Origin of the sequence: Bacillus sp. FSL L8-0152, assembly GCF_038006365.1 — a bacterium.
GTDB lineage: Bacteria > Bacillota > Bacilli > Bacillales > Bacillaceae_G > Bacillus_A > Bacillus_A cereus.
This window is the reverse complement of sequence record NZ_JBBOVB010000001.1, coordinates 4,527,611-4,547,775: the sequence shown is the minus strand read 5'-3', so window position 1 is coordinate 4,547,775 and position 20,165 is coordinate 4,527,611. Positions and strand designations below refer to the sequence as shown.

Here is a 20,165-nt window from a genome sequence, read left to right as displayed (position 1 = left end):
GGGGATAGAAATCTATGAACTCTTTACAATTTAATCGTCATCGTCGTTTAAGACAAAGCGGGGGCATGCGTGCGCTTGTGCGTGAAACGTTTTTACATACGGAAGATTTTATTTACCCTATTTTTGTATTAGAAGGTGAAAATGTTCGTAATGAAGTTCCTTCTATGCCAGGCGTATATCAAATTTCTTTAGATTTATTGCAAGCTGAAATGCAAGAAGTTGTTGATTTAGGTATTCGTTCTGTTATTGTATTTGGTTTACCTGCTGAAAAGGATGAAGTTGGATCATCAGCATATTGTGATCATGGAATTGTACAACGTGCTATTCAGCAAATTAAAGGTGATTTCCCTGAGCTAGTAGTAGTTGCAGACACATGTTTATGTCAATTTACAAGCCATGGTCATTGCGGTGTAATTGAAGATGGTATTATTTTAAATGACGAGTCTCTTGCAGTTCTTGCGAAAACAGCTGTAAGTCAAGCGAAAGCAGGAGCGGACATTATTGCGCCATCAAACATGATGGACGGCTTCGTAACAGCAATTCGCCATGCATTAGACGAAAATGGTTTTGGACACGTGCCAGTTATGTCGTACGCTGTGAAATATTCATCAGCATTTTATGGACCATTCCGTGATGCTGCGCACGGTGCACCGCAATTTGGTGACCGTAAAACATATCAAATGGATCCGGCAAACCGTATGGAAGCATTCCGTGAAGCAGAATCAGATGTAATGGAAGGTGCAGATTTCTTAATCGTAAAACCAGCTCTTTCTTACTTAGATATCGTTCGTGATGTGAAAAATAACTTTAATTTACCAGTTGTCGCTTATAATGTAAGTGGTGAATATTCGATGATTAAAGCGGCAGCGCAAAATGGCTGGATTAATGAAAAAGAAGTTGTTCTTGAAAAATTAATTAGTATGAAACGTGCAGGAGCAGACTTAATTATTACGTATCATGCGAAAGATGCAGCAAGATGGTTACAAGAAGGAGGCGCTAAATAATGAAAAAGTTTGATAAATCGATTGCGGCGTTTGAAGAGGCACAAGACTTAATGCCTGGTGGCGTAAATAGCCCGGTTCGTGCTTTTAAATCTGTTGGGATGAATCCGTTGTTTATGGAGCGTGGAAAAGGCTCTAAAGTATATGATATTGATGGGAATGAATACATCGACTACGTATTATCATGGGGGCCTTTAATTCATGGTCATGCAAATGATCGTGTTGTAGAAGCGTTAAAATCTGTTGCTGAAAGAGGTACAAGCTTCGGTGCACCAACAGAAATTGAAAATAAATTAGCAAAACTTGTTATTGAGCGCGTGCCATCAATTGAGATTGTGCGTATGGTTAACTCTGGAACGGAAGCAACAATGAGTGCACTACGTTTAGCTCGTGGTTATACAGGTCGTAATAAAATCTTGAAATTTATTGGTTGTTACCACGGTCATGGTGATTCGCTATTAATTAAAGCTGGTTCTGGTGTGGCGACTTTAGGTTTACCAGATAGTCCTGGTGTACCAGAAGGTGTAGCGAAAAATACGATTACAGTAGCTTATAACGATTTAGAAAGCGTAAAATACGCGTTTGAACAATTCGGTGATGATATTGCTTGTGTAATTGTAGAACCAGTAGCAGGAAATATGGGGGTTGTTCCTCCGCAGCCTGGATTTTTAGAAGGTCTTCGTGAAGTAACAGAACAAAACGGTGCATTGCTTATTTTTGATGAAGTAATGACAGGGTTCCGAGTAGCTTATAATTGTGGCCAAGGTTATTACGGCGTAACACCTGATTTAACATGCTTAGGTAAAGTAATCGGTGGTGGTTTACCAGTAGGAGCATACGGTGGTAAAGCAGAAATTATGCGCCAAGTTGCACCAAGCGGACCGATTTACCAAGCTGGTACTTTATCAGGTAATCCACTTGCAATGGCAGCAGGTTATGAAACGTTAGTACAGTTAACGCCAGAATCATATGTAGAATTTGAGCGTAAAGCTGAAATGTTAGAAGCAGGATTACGTAAAGCAGCTGAAAAACATGGCATTCCACATCATATTAACCGTGCAGGTTCTATGATTGGTATTTTCTTTACAGATGAGCCTGTTATTAATTACGATGCAGCAAAATCTTCAAACTTAGAATTCTTTGCGGCTTACTATCGTGAAATGGTAGAACAAGGTGTATTCTTACCGCCATCTCAATTCGAAGGTTTATTCTTATCGACAGCACATAGTGACGCGGATATTGAGGCGACGATTGCAGCAGCTGAAATTGCAATGTCAAAATTAAAATAATGTATTAGAGAAAAATCGCTCTCCATAAGGGGAGCGATTTTTTTTTATTCATAAAGTAAGCTTTCCCTACATAAATCTGTAATGACATATAGTTTGGGAGGGGGAAAAGAAGTGGCTGCAGATCATTCGTTACGATTTTCATTAAAAGAATCTGTTTGGTTCCAAAAGGGACAGGAAGTCGATGAACTTTTGTCAATTTCGTTAGATCCAGACGTTGAGATAGAAGAGCTTGATCATGAAGTAATCGTGAGAGGGCAATTAGATTTAACGGGAGAGTATGTTGCACGAAAAGATGATTCGGCGTATTCATTAAGAGAACTATCGCCAGCAAAGTCAATTGATTATGTAGAAACAAGGGAGGATGGGGTTAATGAACTTGTTCATTCCTTTCCGCTTGAAATATCAATTCCGAGAAATCGAGTGAAAGTAATTGAAGAGCTATATGTATCAATTGAGGAATTTGATTATGAATTAAAGGAAAATGGTTGCTTACAATTATTAGCGGATATATCTATTACCGGTTTGTGTGATGAAGAGAGAAACGAGGATGAAGCTGAAGAGGAAGAAACGGTGTATGCTGAGTTAGAAGAAGATTCAGCACAAGAGGATGAAAATAGACCGGCGCCGCATGTAGAAGAACCAGCATATAAGGAATCAGATGAGTGGGAAGATTACGCATTTGAACCGTTCCAATTAGAGGAAAGAAAAGAGCAGGAATTAGAAGAAGAGAAGATAGAGGAACATGAATTTGTGGAGCGTGAAGAGGAGCAAGAAACAACGCCGCAATTTGAATTGTTTGGGCGAAAAGATTTCAAGAAAGAAAAAGCGAAAAAGCAGGAAGAACAAGAAGAAGAGTACTCACAGCGAGATGAAAATGCGCTTTATTTAACAAAACTATTTACGAAAGAACCGGAAGAAGAATTTACAAAGTTAAGAATGTATTTCGTGCAAGAAGGGGATACAATTGAATCTATTGCAGAACGTTATGAAACGTCTGTGCAAAATGTGTGCCGTGTCAATCAAACAGAAGATATATTTTTAAATACGGGGCAAATTATTTATATTCCCGTTTCAAGGGTAAAGGCGAAATAAGGAAGTGAGTGTTTTCACTCGCTTCTTTTCTTAGAGGCTATGTTTTGAATAGAAAGGGTTATTCGTATGGATATTGAATTACGAAATCACTATGAACCTATCGTGAGGCAATATAGATTGGATACGCAGCATATGGAAGAGCACGGAAGCGTAATGAAAATTTATACGAATCAAGGTCCATATGCACTCAAGAAAATAGAAGGCAGAAAGTTAGAGCGGAATAATTTTCTGCATCATATTCAATATTTGAAGGAGAAAGGTTTTTCAAATTATGTACCTATATACCACGCGACGGATGGAAATTATATTTTAAGTGACGGGACGTATAATTATTATTTAATGCCTTGGTTAGAACGTGCAGAAGGAAACGGCGAGGATAATGATCAATACCATAAAATGTTTCAGACACTTGGAACGTTGCATCAAAAAACTGTGAAGGAAGAAACATATACGGAAGAAGATTTAGAAAAACATTATACAACTATATCCGATCGCTGGGAAAATGATGGTGAGATGTTAGAAGAGTTTCTCGTAGAATCTGAATCAAAATGGTATATGTCCCCGTTTGAATTACAATATTGTACGTACTATCATCATGTAATGAGAGCGCGTGAATTTGCAACGAAGCAATTAAATGAGTGGAACGATGCGATGAAAGAAAAAGAGAAAACACGTATTACTTTTGTGCATGGTAACGTGTCACTTAATCATTTTTTATTTGACTATGAGCGAAATGGCTATTTTATTAGTTTGGAAAAATCGAAGTTTGCAACGCCTGTGCAAGATATAGTAGGTTTTTATTCACGGTCTTTAAACACATATCCAATCGCAAGAAGTGATCGGTTTGAATGGTTTCAAATGTATCAAAAAAATTTCCCTTTTACGAAAGAAGAGCAACTACTTATGTTTGCGTATATGACGTATCCATCGCAATTTATTCGGCAAATCCAGTCTTATAAGAAAAGAAGAGATAATCGCAACGAGGAAAATGAACTGCGCGGAGTAAAGAGTTTGCAACAATCGCATTGGCTCGTTAGCAATATAGAATATTTCCTGTCACAATTACAAGCTGCCCAGCAAGGGAACGGGTAAAGTAAAACTTTAATCAGCGGGTGGCTCCAATCTAACTTCTTTGCTTCAGCTGAATTTTGAGGTGGGGTCTTATTGCCCGCAAATAGCGGGATAAAGAAGATAAGTAGAGAATGCTACTTATCTTCTTTATATTCACCCGAAAAGTCATAGTTTTAAATTTATCTTGACGAATAAGGTTTCGTTTTTTACACTATTGTATATAATAATTAACAATCATATAAATGCCTTGAAGGGGAAGAGTATAACATGAAACGTCTTCAGAGAGGAGAATCAGTAGCTGGGAGATTCTCTAGATAGTTATGTTAGAAGGTAGCCCTGGAGCATCTTTTCTGAACAGAATAGTTCTCATTAGGAAAAGACGGATTTGTCCGTTATCAAATTAAGAGTATAAGCAAATTATGAATTTGTTTGTAAATAAAGGTGGTACCGCGATGTCCCTCGTCCTTTTTGGATGAGGGACATTTTTTATTTTAAGGAGGGAAAATAATGTCAAACACGGAAAAGAATTTACCAACTAAATATGATCATATGTCCGTTGAAGAAGGCCTTTATCAATGGTGGCTTGAAGGCAAATATTTTGAAGCAACAGGAGACGAGAAGAAACAACCGTATACAATTGTAATTCCACCTCCGAACGTAACTGGTAAGCTACACTTAGGTCATGCTTGGGATACAACTCTTCAAGATATTTTAACTCGTACGAAGCGTATGCAAGGTTACGATGTGCTATGGCTTCCAGGAATGGACCATGCTGGTATCGCAACACAAGCGAAAGTAGAAGGAAAACTTCGTGAAGAAGGTATTTCACGTTACGATCTTGGCCGTGAGAAATTCCTTGAAAAAGCTTGGGAGTGGAAAGAAGAGTACGCTTCTCACATTCGTCAACAATGGGGGAAAGTTGGTTTAGGACTAGACTATTCTCGCGAACGTTTCACATTAGACGAAGGTTTATCTGATGCGGTTAATAAAGTATTCGTTCAATTATACGAAAAAGGCTTAATTTACCGCGGTGAATATATTATCAACTGGGATCCAGCAACACGCACAGCTCTTTCTGATATTGAAGTAATTCATAAAGAAGTTCAAGGTGCATTCTACCATATGAACTATCCGTTAACAGACGGTTCAGGTCACATTCGCCTTGCTACTACTCGTCCAGAAACGATGCTTGGTGATACAGCGGTAGCAGTTCATCCAGAAGATGATCGTTACAAACATTTAATCGGAAAAACAGTTACACTTCCAATCGTAGGCCGTGAGATTCCGATTATTGCTGATGAGTACGTAGAAAAAGACTTCGGAACAGGCGTTGTAAAAATTACACCAGCTCATGACCCGAACGACTTTGAAGTAGGTAACCGTCATGACTTACCACGCATCTTAGTAATGAACGAAGATGGATCGATGAACGAAAAAGCTGGTAAATATAACGGTATGGATCGTTTCGAATGCCGTAAAGAATTAGTGAAAGACTTACAAGAAGCTGGCGTATTAGTAGAAATCGAGCCACATATGCATTCAGTAGGTCATAGTGAGCGTAGCGGTGCAGTTGTTGAGCCTTACTTATCAACACAATGGTTCGTAAAAATGGCTCCACTTGCTGAAAAAGCAGTAGCGCTTCAACAAAAAGAAGAAGAAAAAGTAACGTTCGTACCAGAGCGTTTTGAAAACACATATTTACGATGGATGGAAAATATTCATGACTGGTGTATTTCTCGTCAATTATGGTGGGGACACCGTATTCCAGCTTGGTACCATAAAGAAACTGGTGAAGTATACGTAGGTACAGAAGCACCAGCAGATATTGAAAACTGGAATCAAGATAACGACGTACTTGATACATGGTTCAGTTCAGCGCTATGGCCATTCTCAACACTTGGTTGGCCAAATGAAGATTCAGCAGACTTCAAACGTTACTATTCAACAGATGCACTAGTAACGGGTTATGACATCATCTTCTTCTGGGTATCTCGTATGATTTTCCAAGGTTTAGAGTTTACAGGCGAGCGTCCATTTAAAGATGTATTAATTCACGGTTTAGTTCGTGATGAGCAAGGTCGTAAGATGAGTAAATCTCTTGGTAACGGTATTGACCCAATGGATGTTATCGAGAAGTACGGTGCAGATGCAATGCGCTATTTCTTATCAACAGGAAGTGCACCAGGTCAAGATTTACGTTTCAGCATGGAAAAAGTAGAATCTACTTGGAACTTCATTAATAAAATTTGGAACGCATCACGTTTCGTATTAATGAACATGGATGATATGAAGTATGAAGAAATCGATTTAACTGGTGAAAAATCAGTTGCAGATAAGTGGATCTTAACTCGCTTAAACGAAACAATCGAGAGTGTAACACGTAACATGGATAAATATGAGTTCGGTGAAGCTGGTCGTTCATTATACAACTTCATTTGGGATGATTTCTGTGACTGGTACATTGAAATGGCGAAACTTCCACTATACGGTGAAGATGAAGCAGCTAAGAAAACGACTCGTTCTATTTTAGCTTACGTATTAGATCAAACAATGCGTCTATTACACCCATTCATGCCATTCGTAACAGAGAAAATTTGGCAACATTTACCGCATGAAGGCGAATCTATTACAGTAGCTGCGTGGCCAACAGTTCGCGAAGATTTACAAGATACGGAAGCTGCGGCAGAAATGCACCTTCTAGTTGATATCATTCGCTCTGTTCGTAATATTCGTGCAGAAGTAAATACGCCAATGAGCAAAAAAGTTCAAATGCAAATTAAAGCAAAAGATGAGGCTGTACTTGCTCAACTTACGAAAAATAGCTCTTACATTGAGCGTTTCTGTAACCCAAGCGAATTAACAATTCAAACGGACTTACAAGCGCCAGAAAAAGCAATGACTGCAATCGTATCAGGTGCAGAGTTATTCTTACCGTTAGCTGATCTTATCAATCTTGATGAAGAGAGAGCTCGTCTTGAGAAAGAACTTGAGAAGTTCGATAAAGAAGTAGAACGTGTACAGAAGAAACTTTCTAACCAAGGTTTCGTAGCGAAAGCTCCTGCAGCGGTTATTGAAGGAGAGCGTGCGAAAGAGCAAGATTACCTAGAAAAACGCGAAGCAGTTCGTCAACGTCTAGCAGATCTTGAAAAGTAAAAATATTTTTAGAGACTCACTATATTGGTGAGTCTCTTTTCTTTGCGTATAATAGAACTATGAAAGTTGTCTTTTGAAAGGGGAAAAGCATACGTGATACATACATACGAAGAAGCGATAGGGTGGATTCATAGCCGATTGAAATTTGGTATTAAACCAGGATTAGAAAGAATGAATTGGATGCTAGAAGAGCTCGGAAATCCAGAGCGTCATATAAAATGTGTTCATCTTGCTGGTACAAATGGAAAAGGTTCAACGTTAACATATATGCGTTACATGTTAGAAGGCGCGAAATATAAGGTAGGAACGTTTACCTCTCCTTACATCGAAACATTTAATGAACGCATTAGTGTGAATGGAACACCAATTGCAGATGAAGAGATTACTGAACTCGTAAAGATGGTAAAACCAGTCGTGGAAAAACTAGATGAAACGGATTTAGGGGAAGCGACTGAGTTTGAAATTATTACTGTTATGGCAATTTGCTATTTCGGTAAAGTCAATTTCTGTGATGTTGTTTTATTTGAAACAGGGCTCGGTGGACGTTTTGATTCTACCCATGTTATACACCCTGTTCTCACGATTATTACGAATATCGGTCACGATCATATGCATATTTTAGGGAATACCCTAGGAGAAATTGCATATGAAAAGGCGGGGATTATTAAGTCTGGTGTGCCGGTAATTACTGGTGTAAAAGATGAAGAAGCTTTGCAAGTCATTCAAAATGTTGCAAAGGAAAACCATGCAAACTTATACGAACTTGGCAAGCATTTTACAGCGTTACATAAACAGTCTAACGAAGATGGGGAACAGTTTGATTTTACTTGTCCTTTTACCGCATTTGAAGATTTGCAAATCTCAATGAAAGGTATTCATCAAGTAGGAAATGCAGCGCTAGCACTTATGGCAGTAATGTATGTAAAAACATATTTATCATTTTTAATTGAGGAAGAGGGAATAAGAACGGGATTACGGGAAGCGTATTGGATTGGGCGCTTTGAAAAGCTACAAAGTAACCCGGATATTATTATAGATGGTGCTCATAATCCAGAAGGTATCGAAAGCCTTGTGAAAACAGTAGAAGCGCATTACAAAGATAAAAATGTAATAGTTTTATTTACTGCCCTTGGTGATAAACAATTGCATAACATGGTAGGCCGATTAGAAACCATTGCAGATGAAATGATTTTTACAACATTCGCCTTTGATCGTGCTATTTCTGCAGACAAGCTTGCATCATATTCACAAAAAGAATCAAAATTAGTTTTTGAAAATTGGAAAGAGGCAATTGATACAAAAGTTGAAATGATAGGGGAAAATGATGTTTTTATCATAACAGGTTCTCTTTATTTCATTTCTGAAGTTCGAAAATATATTCGAGAGAAAAACTAGATAGTCTTTGCTATCTAGTTTTTTGTTCTACAAATGAAGTCAAATGCATACATATAAGATAAATATATAGGGTTATTTGGCGAATTCCTCTGACAAATATCTCGTTTTTTTGTGAAATGAATATGATATGATGCGGACAACGATAAGAGGTGAGGTGTGAGTGTATGGACAAGCAATCACGAACGATCTCAGTGAAAGTGAATGGAACAGAAGCGAAGTATGAGGAAAAGAAGAAAGATGAATTTGAATGGATGGTAGTAGAAAGTGAACGACCTAAAAATGTTGTTCCGTTTCAAAAAGCGAAATCAGTGTCTGTGGAAAAATACCGAAAGAAGTGGAGTAATACATTAATTGCAATCGTTGCAACCGCAATTATTATCGGTACGGCGTTTGGAATGGGGATGCTTCATTTACTTACTGGACAAGGAACAACAGGAGGAAGTGAAGTAACTGCTTCAAGGCCGACTGGAAATGGAGAATCAAAGGTGGGTGGAACGGCAGAACAAACACCAGCACCGAAAGAAGAAAAACAAAAGGCGCAGACAGGAACGTCATTGGATCCGATGAAATTATTCTTTGTTCAAGGGGGGCTTTATTCTTCTGAAGAAAAGGGACAGGCAGCTCTTGAAGAATGGAAAGGCAATGGGGGCATTGGTGCTTTGAGACCGAGCGGGGATAAGTATGCAATAGTTGTTGGTATTGCTAGCGATGAACAGGCTATAAATCAATTAATGACTAAGTATAAAAATGATGGTGTCTCCGTTTTAAAAAAGAACTGGGATATAACAGATAAAGCATTGCTGAAAGATGATAAAGAAGTAGGAACATTTTTAACAAAAGTGCAGCCATTATATACTCATTTAGCAAAATATGCTTCTAGCGTACAAGTTGGTGGAAAAAGCAGCGCAAAAGATATAGAAGTGATTGAAAAAGAATGGAAAGCGATTGAAAAAGAAGGGAAAAGTATGAAGCGAGAAGAAGCAAAGAAACTGTATATGTATACGTCGGTAGCTGTACAAACAGTAAAAGATGGGAAAATGGATAAGGAATCTTTGGCGAAATTAAATCAAGTTATTATTGATGGCTTACTCTCGTATGAAAAAATTGTTTCGTAGAAAGTGAAATGATAGGATAATAAAATGAGTAAGAAAGAAGTACATGTACTTCTTTCTTTTCTTTTGAATTTAGAGCAAAGTGCTTTCTCTATGACAGGAATATAATCGTATGCAATAAAGAAGTGTTATTTTTAGTTAGAGAAATTAATATTTCTTTCATTTGTGGGCAAACTATTCCTTTGATACGATTGATATAAATTGTTCTGCTTCATGTGAGAAAGGAAGGAGAAAATATGAAAAAAATAATTTTAGCTTCAGGGTCACCTCGGAGGAAGGAATTGCTTGAGTTAGCTAGCGTACCATTTGAAATCGTTGTAAGTGAAGTAGAGGAAACAATTGGTGCATATTCATCGCCTTCTGATATTGTAATGTCGCTTGCCTTGCAAAAAGCATCAGCGGTTGCAGAAAATAATAGTGATCACATTGTGTTAGGTGCAGATACAATTGTTACATATGAGTCGCGTATCCTTGGTAAGCCTTCTAATGAGGATGAGGCGAAAGAGATGTTACAATTACTATCTGGGAAAACACATGAAGTGTATACAGGTGTTGCGATTATATCAAAAGAAAAAACGGTTACTTTTTATGAGCGTACAGAAGTTACATTTTGGGAGTTAACAGAAGAGGAAATTGATACATACGTCGCGTCGAAAGAACCTCTTGATAAAGCAGGTAGTTATGGGATTCAAGGTAAAGGATCTATTTTCGTTCAACATATTCAAGGGGACTACTATAGTGTAGTTGGCTTACCAATTGCACGTCTCGTTCGGGAATTAAAACAATTTGATATTGATGTAACCCATGCGTAAAATTGCATGGGGTTTTCTTTGAGAGAACAAATAAAGGGGTGGAGAAATGAACGGTATTCGTGATGTTGTAAGAGAAGAACAGCCACGGGAGCGTTTATTGTTAGAAGGTGCTGGAAGTTTATCAAATCGAGAGCTTCTCGCAGTGTTACTCAGAACAGGTTCTAAAGAAGAAACAGTTTTAAAGTTGTCAGATAAAATTTTACACCAATTTGATGGCTTACGTATGTTGAAAGATGCAACATTAGAAGAGCTAATTAGTATACATGGTATTGGGATTTCAAAGGCATCGCAACTTATGGCAGCCTTTGAACTAGGCAGAAGAATGGTACGTTTAGAATATCAAAATAGATATAGTATTCGAAGTCCAGAAGATTGTGCGAAATACATGATGGAAGAAATGCGTTTTTTACAACAAGAGCATTTTGTTTGTTTATATTTAAATACAAAAAATCAAGTTATACATAGGCAAACGATCTTTATTGGAAGTTTAAACACGTCAATTGTACACCCGAGGGAAGTTTTTAAAGAAGCCTTCCGTCGTGCAGCAGCCTCTATCATATGTCTTCATAACCATCCCTCAGGAGATCCCACGCCGAGCCGTGAAGATATTGAAGTAACCAAACGCTTAGTAGAATGCGGTCAGATTATCGGAATTGAAGTGCTTGATCATATTATAATAGGTGACCATAAATTCGTGAGTTTAAAGGAAAAAGGTCATATTTAAGACTATGCTTTTTACTTATTTTGTTTTATAATGTGATTTATGAGTTTTTTGTAGAAATTTATCTACAAAAAGGATAAAGATATAAAAAACGTACTGTTTTTATAATATAAAGTAAGAAAAAATGAGTCCGTGAAAACAAGAAAGGAAGATAAATAATATGTTTGGATTTGGTGGATTTACTCGCGATCTTGGAATAGACTTAGGAACTGCGAACACGCTTGTATATGTAAAAGGAAAAGGTGTAGTTTTACGTGAACCTTCAGTAGTTGCGTTACAAACTGATACGAAACAAATCGTTGCTGTAGGTAGCGATGCAAAACAAATGATTGGTCGTACACCAGGGAACGTTGTGGCACTTCGCCCGATGAAAGACGGTGTAATTGCTGATTATGAAACAACTGCAACAATGATGAAATATTACATTCAACAAGCTCAAAAATCAAACGGTTTCTTCTCACGTAAGCCGTATGTAATGGTATGTGTACCATCTGGTATTACAGCTGTAGAAAGACGTGCAGTAATCGATGCGACTCGTCAAGCGGGTGCTCGTGATGCTTATCCTATCGAAGAGCCATTTGCAGCAGCAATTGGTGCAAACTTACCTGTTTGGGAACCAACTGGTAGTATGGTTGTTGATATCGGTGGTGGTACAACAGAAGTTGCAATTATTTCTTTAGGTGGTATTGTAACAAGCCAGTCAGTTCGTGTTGCTGGTGATGATATGGATGATTCAATCATTCAGTACATTAAGAAAAGCTATAACTTAATGATTGGTGAAAGAACAGCTGAAGCATTAAAATTAGAAATTGGTTCTGCAGGCGAGCCAGAAGGTATCGAGCCTATGGAAATTCGCGGTCGTGATTTAGTAAGTGGTTTACCAAAAACAGTACTAATTCAGCCAGAAGAAATTGCAGATGCATTAAAAGATACAGTAGATGCGATTGTAGAATCAGTTAAAAATACGTTAGAAAAAACGCCACCTGAATTAGCGGCTGATATTATGGACCGCGGTATCGTATTAACAGGCGGCGGGGCATTACTACGTAATTTAGATAAAGTAATTAGTGAAGAAACGAAAATGCCAGTTCTTGTTGCAGAAGATCCATTAGATTGCGTAGCAATTGGAACAGGTAAAGCATTAGACAATATCGATCTTTTCAAAACTGCTGCTCGATAATATTGCAAAATAAAAATCAGTGAAATTAAGAGGGTGTGAACGTGCCACAGTTTTTCTTAAACAAAAGATTAATTGTTTTGTTGGTTAGTATTATTCTTCTCGTGGCATTGATTGGAATCTCATTGAAAGAACGGAACAGTTTAACATGGCCAGAGCAGTTTGTTAAAGACACTGTGGGTGTTGTAGAACGTGTATTCCAAAAGCCAGCGAAATACGTAGCTGGATTCTTCGAAAATGTAGAAGATGTAAAGCGCACGTATGAAGAGAATAAAGAATTAAAAGCAAAATTAGATAATTATGCAGGTCTATCAGGGAAAGTAAAACAACTAGAAGATGATAACAAGAAGCTACAAGAGCTAACTGGTAAAAAAGAGTTAAATAGCGGGTATACTGAAATTCCAGCTACTGTTGTTTCTCGTAATCCAGATAAATGGTACGATTTAATTGGAATTGATAAAGGGGCACAGCAAGGAATTAAAAAAGATATGGCTGTAGTAACTTCACAAGGGTTAGTTGGAAGAGTGAAAAGTGTATCTCAGTTTACATCATCAGTAGAATTACTAAGTTCTATGAGCCGAACAAATCGCGTTTCTGCTATTGTACAAGGGCAAGAGAAAATCTTTGGTTTGATTGAAGGTTATGACAAAGAAAAACAATTACTTCTTTTCACAAAGATTGGCTCTGATGCACCGGTAGAAAAAGATCAACTAGTTGTAACATCTGGACTTGGTGATATTTTCCCGAAAGGTCTTGTAATTGGAAAAATCGTTGATGTTCAGCCGGATGCATATGGCTTAACAAAAACAGCTTATGTAAAACCTGCCGCTGATTTAAATGACGTAGAGCATATTACGGTTGCTAAACGTGCAACACCTTCAGCGCCATTAGAATAGGAGGAGAAGAAGAGATGATGAAGATATTAAAAAGAGCAGCTCTTCCTCTTTTGCTCCTTTTTGTGTTTCTATTTGAAAATATGTTTGCTACTGTTGTTCCAACGGATGTGTTTTGGAAAGACAGTATAGCAGCACCGCATTTCTTTATAATCGTCTTATGTTTTATTACAGTGTATTATAGTCCGGTCCAAGGGATTTATTACGGACTATTATTTGGCTTCTTATTTGATACCGTATACACAGAACTTGTCGGGATATATATTTTTGCTTATCCGATTTTAGCTTATTTAGTTTATAGTGTGATGAAAGTATTACAATTGAATTTATTTATTGTTGTTTCTATCATATTAGCTAGCATTGTAGCACTAGAGTATTATGTGTATGGCTTCTTAACTTTGTTAGGACGTACTCATATGCCAGCGCATGTCTTTTTCACAGATCGTCTCCTTTCTACTTTATTGTTAAATGCTATTTTCTTATTGATAGTTTGTTTCCCACTGAGACGATATATAGTGCGTCTTTCAAAAGCGATGGAAGAAAAAGAAAAAAGGATTTTCTAATTTTATGTCGAATTGAATCGGTGGGGTGAACTTTAGTGGAAGAAAAAAAGCAACAAAATGTAACGATAAAAGGGACAAAAGATGGGATAACGCTTCATTTAGATGATTGTTGTTCATTCTCAGAATTATTGATGGAATTAGACGAAAAACTTTCTACACATTACTACGATGGTGATGGGCGCTCTTTAATTGAAGTGCATGTGAAAGTAGGAAATCGTTATTTAACAGAAGTCCAACAAGAAGAGATTCGTACGTTAATTCGTAATAAAAAGAATCTTGTTGTGGATTCAATTGAAAGTGATGTTATCACTAAAGCAGAAGCAATAGCTTGGAAAGAAGAAACAGAAATTGTCCCTATTTCCAAAATTGTTCGCTCTGGACAAGTTTTACATGTAAAAGGAAATTTGTTGTTAATTGGAGATGTTAATCCAGGCGGAACGGTTATCGCTGGGGGGAATATTTTTGTCGTAGGATCATTAAGAGGAATTGCACATGCTGGGTATTATGGGGATTCAGATGCTGTAATCGCTGCATCTGTTATGAACCCGATGCAACTTCGAATTAGTGATGTGGCAATGCGGGCTCCGGAAGAGAAAGAAGACGGAGCGGAGGCGGCAGAATGTGCGTATATTAATGAGAACAATCACATTGTTGTCGATCGCCTGCAACTTCTCACTCATCTTAGACCTAATTTAACAAAGTTAGAAAGGGGAATTGTATAGCTGTGGGAGAGGCAATAGTAATTACATCTGGAAAAGGCGGAGTAGGTAAAACTACTACATCTGCGAACATTGGTACGGCCCTAGCGTTATCTGGAAAGAAAGTGTGCTTAATTGACACAGATATCGGTCTTCGAAATTTAGACGTAGTAATGGGGCTGGAAAATCGTATTGTATTTGATCTTGTTGATGTCGTTGAAGGGCGTTGCCGTTTACCTCAGGCTCTTATTAAAGACAAACGTTTTGATGATCTTTATTTATTACCTGCAGCACAAACGAGTGATAAATCAGCGGTAACACCTGAACAAATGGATGAATTAATACAAGTATTACGTCAAGATTATGATTACATATTAATCGATTGTCCTGCGGGGATTGAGCAGGGATTTAAAAATGCGGTAGCTGGTGCGGATAAAGCAATCGTTGTTACGACTCCAGAAGTATCCTCAATGCGCGATGCGGATCGTATTATTGGGCTTTTAGAAAAAGAGGATATTGAACCACCGAAACTTGTTATTAACCGTGTACGTAGTCATATGCTTCATGAACAGGATATGTTAGATGTTGATGAAATTGTACGTACATTGTCAATTGAGCTTCTTGGTGTTGTCGAAGATGACGATGAAGTTATTCGAGCTACAAATACAGGTGAACCTGTGGCGTTGCAACCAAGCGGAAAAGCAGCGTTGGCTTATCGTAATATTGCAAGACGCTTGTTAGGTGAGAATGTACCATTACAAGCATTTGAACAAGAAAAGGTATCGGTATTTGCAAAGGTGAAAAACTTCTTTGGAATCCGTTAAGAGCACTTCGCACATATGCGAGGTGCTTTCTTTTTTCTTCACACGAATATCTTTCTTTCTTAGCTCATACATATGTACAAACTGTATACAACTGTTTCTATTGAAATTAGCTTAACGAAAGAAAGGAGACAGTATGAAGAATAGACGCGTAGAAGAAATTAAAAAGCGGATTGCAAAAAGGAAGGCCGAGCAAGAAAGGATGGAGGAAGAACAGTATTTTACCGGAGGGAATTTTGATAGCGAAACAGTAGTTATTGAAGATGGAGAAAAGGAAATGCATCCTTTATTTCGAAAGGAAGTCTTTTTCTTCAAAGTTTTATTATCGGCCATATTAGTTCTTTCGGTTGCTATTTTATATAAGAATGCTCCTTCTTCATTCAATGGAGCTAAAGCTGTTACAGAAAAAGTGATGAAAGAGGAATTTCAGTTTGCTACTGTAGCGAAATGGTACGAAAAGCAATTTGGAAAACCGCTCGTATTCTATTCGCCAAACGAGAAAAAAGAAGGAAGTATTCAGCAAAAAGATTATGCAATTCCCGCTTCTGGAAAGGTAATGCAAGGGTTTCAAAAAAATGGCCAAGGTGTATTTGTCCAAACAGCTACAAATGCAACGGTTGAGTCAGTGAATGAAGGATTAGTTGTTTTTGCGGGTAAGAAAGAGGAACTTGGAAATACAGTTCAAATTCAACATGCAGATGGTACGGAGTCATGGTATGCAAACTTAAACGATATGTCAGTGAAATTATATGATTACGTTTCAAAGAAACAAAAAATTGGAACGGTGAGTAATGATACAAATGATAAAAATGGAAAGTTTTATTTCGCGATAAAAAAGAATGAAAAATTTATTGATCCGATCCAGGTGATATCATTTGATTAAATATAGAGACGTTTTGACGAAAATTTCCGTGCATCCATTATTTTGGGTTATTATTGTCATTGGTATTTTTACTGCACGTTTTAAAGAGTTACTACTGTTATTTTGTATCGTTCTTATTCATGAACTTGGGCATGCTATTGCAGCAGCACACTATAATTGGCGTATAAAAAGAATTCAGCTTTTGCCGTTTGGTGGCGTGGCCGAGCTTGAGGAACATGGTAATAAGTCATTGAAAGAGGAACTTGTTGTCGTAATTGCAGGGCCGATTCAACATGTTTGGATGATGCTGGTAGGTTATATGTTGTTTGAAGCCGGTTGGTTGAATGCAGATTTATATTATTTCTTTATGTGGAATAATATAATTATTTTAGCGTTTAATTTACTCCCTATTTGGCCGTTAGATGGCGGGAAAGTATTGTTTAATATACTATCATATCGTTTTCCTTATTTACAAGCACATGAAAAGATGATGAAATTGTCATGTGTTTTTTTTGGTGTAATATTAGGATGGCAGTTGCTCTGGAATAGTAACAATATTATGATGTGGGTACTACTCATATTTTTGGCAGTGTCGTTATATCAAGAGTGGAAACAAAGACGGTATGCATTTATGCGTTTTTTATTAGAACGTTATTATGGAAATAAAAGAGGGATTGAAAAGATTGCACCTATTGAAGTGCAATCAGAAGATCATTTATATAAGATATTCACAAAATTTCGTAGAGGATATAAGCATTCTATTATCGTCCGTGGAAAATATAAAGAGCATTACACATTGGATGAAAATGAATTGCTCTATGCATATTTTACTGAAAAACGAACAACCTCATCAGTTGAAGAATTAATCGGTTAGTGTTGACGATAGCACTAACCTTTTATTATTGTAAAAGCAAAGAAGATTATAAAGTGAGGAAATAATTTTGAAAACGTTATATGTGAATTACGCTGGTTCGGAAAAGCGCGTTGCAATTGAAGAGAAGAAAAAGATTGTTGAGTTTTTATGGAAACGTAATGAAGAGCAAGAGATTGTTGGGCATATTTATGTTGGACGTATCGTAAGAACAATTGCTGGAATGAACGCAGCTTTTGTAAATATAGGTTTAGAAAAACATGCGTATCTTTCATACGATGATGTACCACCTTCTTATCGTATACATGAAGGGCAAGCGATACTCGTACAGGTTGTGAAAGAGGCAATTGATACGAAAGGGCCTAAATTGACAGCGAATATAGAATTTACCGGGAAATATGTCGTTTATATGCCGTTTGATGAGATGCGAGCTGTTTCTCGGAAAATAAAAAATAATAAAAGAAGACAACAGTTACTTGAAATTGAAGTAGAAGGAACGGGAGGTTACATTTTCCGCTCTGCTTCTGAAAAAGGGGAAATTGAAGAAATACAAGCTGAAATGCAAGGGTTACAACAGTTGTATGAAGAGTTAAAAAGAAAAGAGGATCAAGGAAAGGCGCCGTTATTACTTCATCGACCGGCGACCTTTTTAGATCGTGTATTTCAAGAGAATCCAATTGAAACAATTGAAAAAGTAGTTGTAGATACAAGAAGTATAGTAAAAGAGTTAGAAGACAAAGTTGGAAAAGAAAAAGTATCTTTTTATAATGAAAAGTCTTCGATGTTTAACCATTTTGGAATAGAGCGTGAAATTGAGAAAGCACTCCAAAAAATTGTGTGGCTTCCAAATGGTGCTTATTTAATTGTAGAGCAAATGGAGACGATGACTGTAATTGATGTGAATACGGGCAAGTTTACTGGAAAACAAAATTTACAAGATACAGTACTTCGCACAAATGAGATGGCAGCTGAAGAAATTGCACGCCAATTAAGACTTCGTGATATTGGTGGTATGATATTAATTGATTTTATTAATATGAAAAAAAGAGAAGATAAAGAAAAGGTAAGAGAATGTCTCATAGCTGCTATGAAAGATGATCGTACTTATACAAGAGTACTTGGATTTACTGAGTTAGGAATTTTGGAGATGACACGAAAACGTAAAAAACATTCTTTACGTGACGTATTACTAGAAGAGTGTGTATCTTGCAAAGCGACGGGTTATGTAATGTCGTATGAAACAATTGCGTATGAGCTAGAGAGAGAATTAATCACATATGGCAACATAGAGGATGAGGCAGTATTAATCGCTGCGCCTAAAGAACTGCAAAAACAATTTTTGCAAAAAGAATTACAAAAAAATATTCCATTTGAAATTTATTTCAAAGATGATATTATCGAAAAGTACGCTATTATCCGTTTTGGAAGTAAAAAAGAAATTGTAGAACGGAAAAAATAGTTAGTAGAAGATTCATTGACAATACTCAATGAATTATGGTAACATCTTTATGTTATAGTTTATAGCACCTAAACGGCTATATGCTACAACCGCACAAGACAGGTTCCCTAAAGGCATTTATGTCTACCTCGTTTTTGGCGAGTCTTAGTAATTAAGAGGAGGTGCAAGTATGTACGCAATTATCGAAACAGGTGGAAAACAAATTAAAGTTGAAGCTGGTCAAGCAATCTACATTGAAAAATTAGATGTTGAAGCTGGTGAAACTGTTACTTTTGACAAAGTTCTTTTCGTTGGTGGCGAAAACGTTAAAGTTGGTAGCCCAGTTGTAGAAGGTGCAACAGTTACTGCGAAAGTTGAAAAACAAGGTCGCGCTAAGAAAATCATCGTTTTCAAATACAAAGCGAAAAAGAACAATCGTAAGAAACAAGGTCATCGTCAACCTTACACTAAGCTAGTTGTTGAAGCTATCAACGCTTAATTCTGGTTAACATGATTAAAATTACGATAAGTCGCACGAAATTAGGAAGTATCCAATCATTTAAAATGACTGGACATGCCGATTATGCGCCACATGGACAAGACCTTGTCTGTGCTGGAACTACAGCGGTTGTGTTTGGTTCTATAAATGCAGTGGAAGAACTTTGTAATGTGCAGGCAACTATTGAACTCGGAAGTGATGGCGGATTCTTAACGTATGAATTGCCTAATGATTTAGACGTTCATGCAGCAGAAAAAGCACAGATACTTTTAGAAGGATTGGTTGTTTCGCTTAAGACGATCGAACTTGATTACGGAAAGTATATCCGTTTAATAGAAAAAGTGCAGGAGGTGTAACGTATGTTAAGATTAGATCTTCAGTTTTTCGCATCTAAGAAAGGTGTAGGTAGTACAAAGAACGGTCGTGACTCTCAGTCAAAACGTCTTGGTGCTAAACGCGCAGATGGTCAAACGGTTTCAGGTGGTTCAATTCTTTACCGTCAACGCGGTACAAAAATTTATCCAGGTGTTAACGTTGGTCGTGGTGGCGATGACACTTTATACGCGAAAGTTGACGGCGTAGTACGCTTTGAGCGTCTTGGCCGTGACCGCAAACAAGTGAGCGTATATCCTGTTGCTCAAGAAGCATAAGAACTCACGGAAAACTCTAACCTGAGTGCAGGTTAGAGTTTTTCTAT

20 protein-coding genes and 2 other annotated features are annotated in these 20,165 nt (G+C 37.3%); all 20 genes read left to right on the top strand.

Features of this window, described 5'->3' with window-relative positions:
* Positions 1–14: 14 nt before the first annotated feature.
* Complete coding sequence (hemB, locus tag MHH27_RS22915; protein WP_075716744.1) at positions 15–1,004, top strand: porphobilinogen synthase; 990 nt, start codon at positions 15–17, stop codon at positions 1,002–1,004.
* Complete coding sequence (hemL, locus tag MHH27_RS22910; protein WP_000712942.1) at positions 1,004–2,290, top strand: glutamate-1-semialdehyde 2,1-aminomutase; 1,287 nt, start codon at positions 1,004–1,006, stop codon at positions 2,288–2,290. Before hemB ends, hemL begins: the two co-directional genes overlap by 1 nt.
* 81 nt (positions 2,291–2,371) lie before the next feature.
* The gene (spoVID, locus tag MHH27_RS22905) at positions 2,372–3,382 is read left to right on the top strand and encodes a stage VI sporulation protein D (protein WP_003271973.1); all 1,011 of its coding nucleotides are present in this window, start codon (positions 2,372–2,374) and stop codon (positions 3,380–3,382) included.
* Positions 3,383–3,448: 66 nt separating this feature from the next.
* Entirely contained in the window at positions 3,449–4,474 is a 1,026-nt protein-coding gene (ysxE, locus tag MHH27_RS22900; protein ID WP_000350660.1) for a spore coat protein YsxE, read from the top strand.
* A gap of 217 nt (positions 4,475–4,691) precedes the next feature.
* Positions 4,692–4,923, top strand: a binding site (T-box leader).
* Positions 4,924–4,960: 37 nt separating this feature from the next.
* Positions 4,961–7,606, top strand: coding sequence for a valine--tRNA ligase (locus MHH27_RS22895; RefSeq protein WP_000072222.1), 2,646 nt, complete (start codon positions 4,961–4,963; stop codon positions 7,604–7,606).
* A 93-nt stretch (positions 7,607–7,699) separates the two neighbouring features.
* On the top strand, positions 7,700–9,001 hold the full coding sequence (locus MHH27_RS22890) for a bifunctional folylpolyglutamate synthase/dihydrofolate synthase (protein ID WP_340944130.1): 1,302 nt from the start codon (positions 7,700–7,702) through the stop codon (positions 8,999–9,001).
* Positions 9,002–9,165: 164 nt separating this feature from the next.
* On the top strand, positions 9,166–10,116 hold the full coding sequence (locus MHH27_RS22885) for a hypothetical protein (protein WP_000361016.1): 951 nt from the start codon (positions 9,166–9,168) through the stop codon (positions 10,114–10,116).
* A 233-nt stretch (positions 10,117–10,349) separates the two neighbouring features.
* Positions 10,350–10,925, top strand: a complete 576-nt coding sequence (locus MHH27_RS22880) for a Maf family protein (RefSeq protein ID WP_029443367.1) — start codon at positions 10,350–10,352, stop codon at positions 10,923–10,925.
* A gap of 46 nt (positions 10,926–10,971) precedes the next feature.
* Positions 10,972–11,649, top strand: coding sequence for a DNA repair protein RadC (gene radC / locus MHH27_RS22875; protein WP_001013391.1), 678 nt, complete (start codon positions 10,972–10,974; stop codon positions 11,647–11,649).
* 157 nt (positions 11,650–11,806) lie between these two features.
* Positions 11,807–12,826, top strand: a complete 1,020-nt coding sequence (gene mreB, locus MHH27_RS22870) for a cell shape-determining protein MreB (RefSeq protein WP_000466736.1) — start codon at positions 11,807–11,809, stop codon at positions 12,824–12,826.
* Between the two features lie 41 nt (positions 12,827–12,867).
* Entirely contained in the window at positions 12,868–13,719 is an 852-nt protein-coding gene (mreC, locus tag MHH27_RS22865) for a rod shape-determining protein MreC (protein ID WP_001135487.1), read from the top strand.
* A gap of 14 nt (positions 13,720–13,733) precedes the next feature.
* The gene (gene mreD, locus MHH27_RS22860) at positions 13,734–14,279 is read left to right on the top strand and encodes a rod shape-determining protein MreD (protein WP_000975765.1); all 546 of its coding nucleotides are present in this window, start codon (positions 13,734–13,736) and stop codon (positions 14,277–14,279) included.
* Between the two features lie 35 nt (positions 14,280–14,314).
* The gene (gene minC / locus MHH27_RS22855; protein ID WP_000391521.1) at positions 14,315–15,001 is read left to right on the top strand and encodes a septum site-determining protein MinC; all 687 of its coding nucleotides are present in this window, start codon (positions 14,315–14,317) and stop codon (positions 14,999–15,001) included.
* Positions 15,002–15,003: 2 nt separating this feature from the next.
* The gene (gene minD / locus MHH27_RS22850) at positions 15,004–15,801 is read left to right on the top strand and encodes a septum site-determining protein MinD (protein WP_000503309.1); all 798 of its coding nucleotides are present in this window, start codon (positions 15,004–15,006) and stop codon (positions 15,799–15,801) included.
* Between the two features lie 133 nt (positions 15,802–15,934).
* Positions 15,935–16,681 carry a stage IV sporulation protein SpoIVFA gene (gene spoIVFA / locus MHH27_RS22845; RefSeq protein WP_000797475.1) on the top strand — a complete coding sequence of 249 codons (747 nt, stop codon included), beginning with the start codon at positions 15,935–15,937 and terminating at the stop codon, positions 16,679–16,681.
* Complete coding sequence (gene spoIVFB, locus MHH27_RS22840) at positions 16,674–17,534, top strand: stage IV sporulation intramembrane metalloprotease SpoIVFB (RefSeq protein ID WP_000599064.1); 861 nt, start codon at positions 16,674–16,676, stop codon at positions 17,532–17,534. Before spoIVFA ends, spoIVFB begins: the two co-directional genes overlap by 8 nt.
* 67 nt (positions 17,535–17,601) lie before the next feature.
* Positions 17,602–18,990, top strand: a complete 1,389-nt coding sequence (locus MHH27_RS22835; protein ID WP_016512286.1) for an Rne/Rng family ribonuclease — start codon at positions 17,602–17,604, stop codon at positions 18,988–18,990.
* A gap of 77 nt (positions 18,991–19,067) precedes the next feature.
* Positions 19,068–19,145: a sequence feature (ribosomal protein L21 leader region), on the top strand.
* A gap of 14 nt (positions 19,146–19,159) precedes the next feature.
* Entirely contained in the window at positions 19,160–19,468 is a 309-nt protein-coding gene (gene rplU, locus MHH27_RS22830; RefSeq protein WP_000270907.1) for a 50S ribosomal protein L21, read from the top strand.
* Positions 19,469–19,479: 11 nt separating this feature from the next.
* The gene (locus MHH27_RS22825; RefSeq protein WP_002094147.1) at positions 19,480–19,824 is read left to right on the top strand and encodes a ribosomal-processing cysteine protease Prp; all 345 of its coding nucleotides are present in this window, start codon (positions 19,480–19,482) and stop codon (positions 19,822–19,824) included.
* A 3-nt stretch (positions 19,825–19,827) separates the two neighbouring features.
* Positions 19,828–20,118, top strand: coding sequence for a 50S ribosomal protein L27 (rpmA, locus tag MHH27_RS22820; RefSeq protein ID WP_000944957.1), 291 nt, complete (start codon positions 19,828–19,830; stop codon positions 20,116–20,118).
* Positions 20,119–20,165 lie beyond the last annotated feature (47 nt).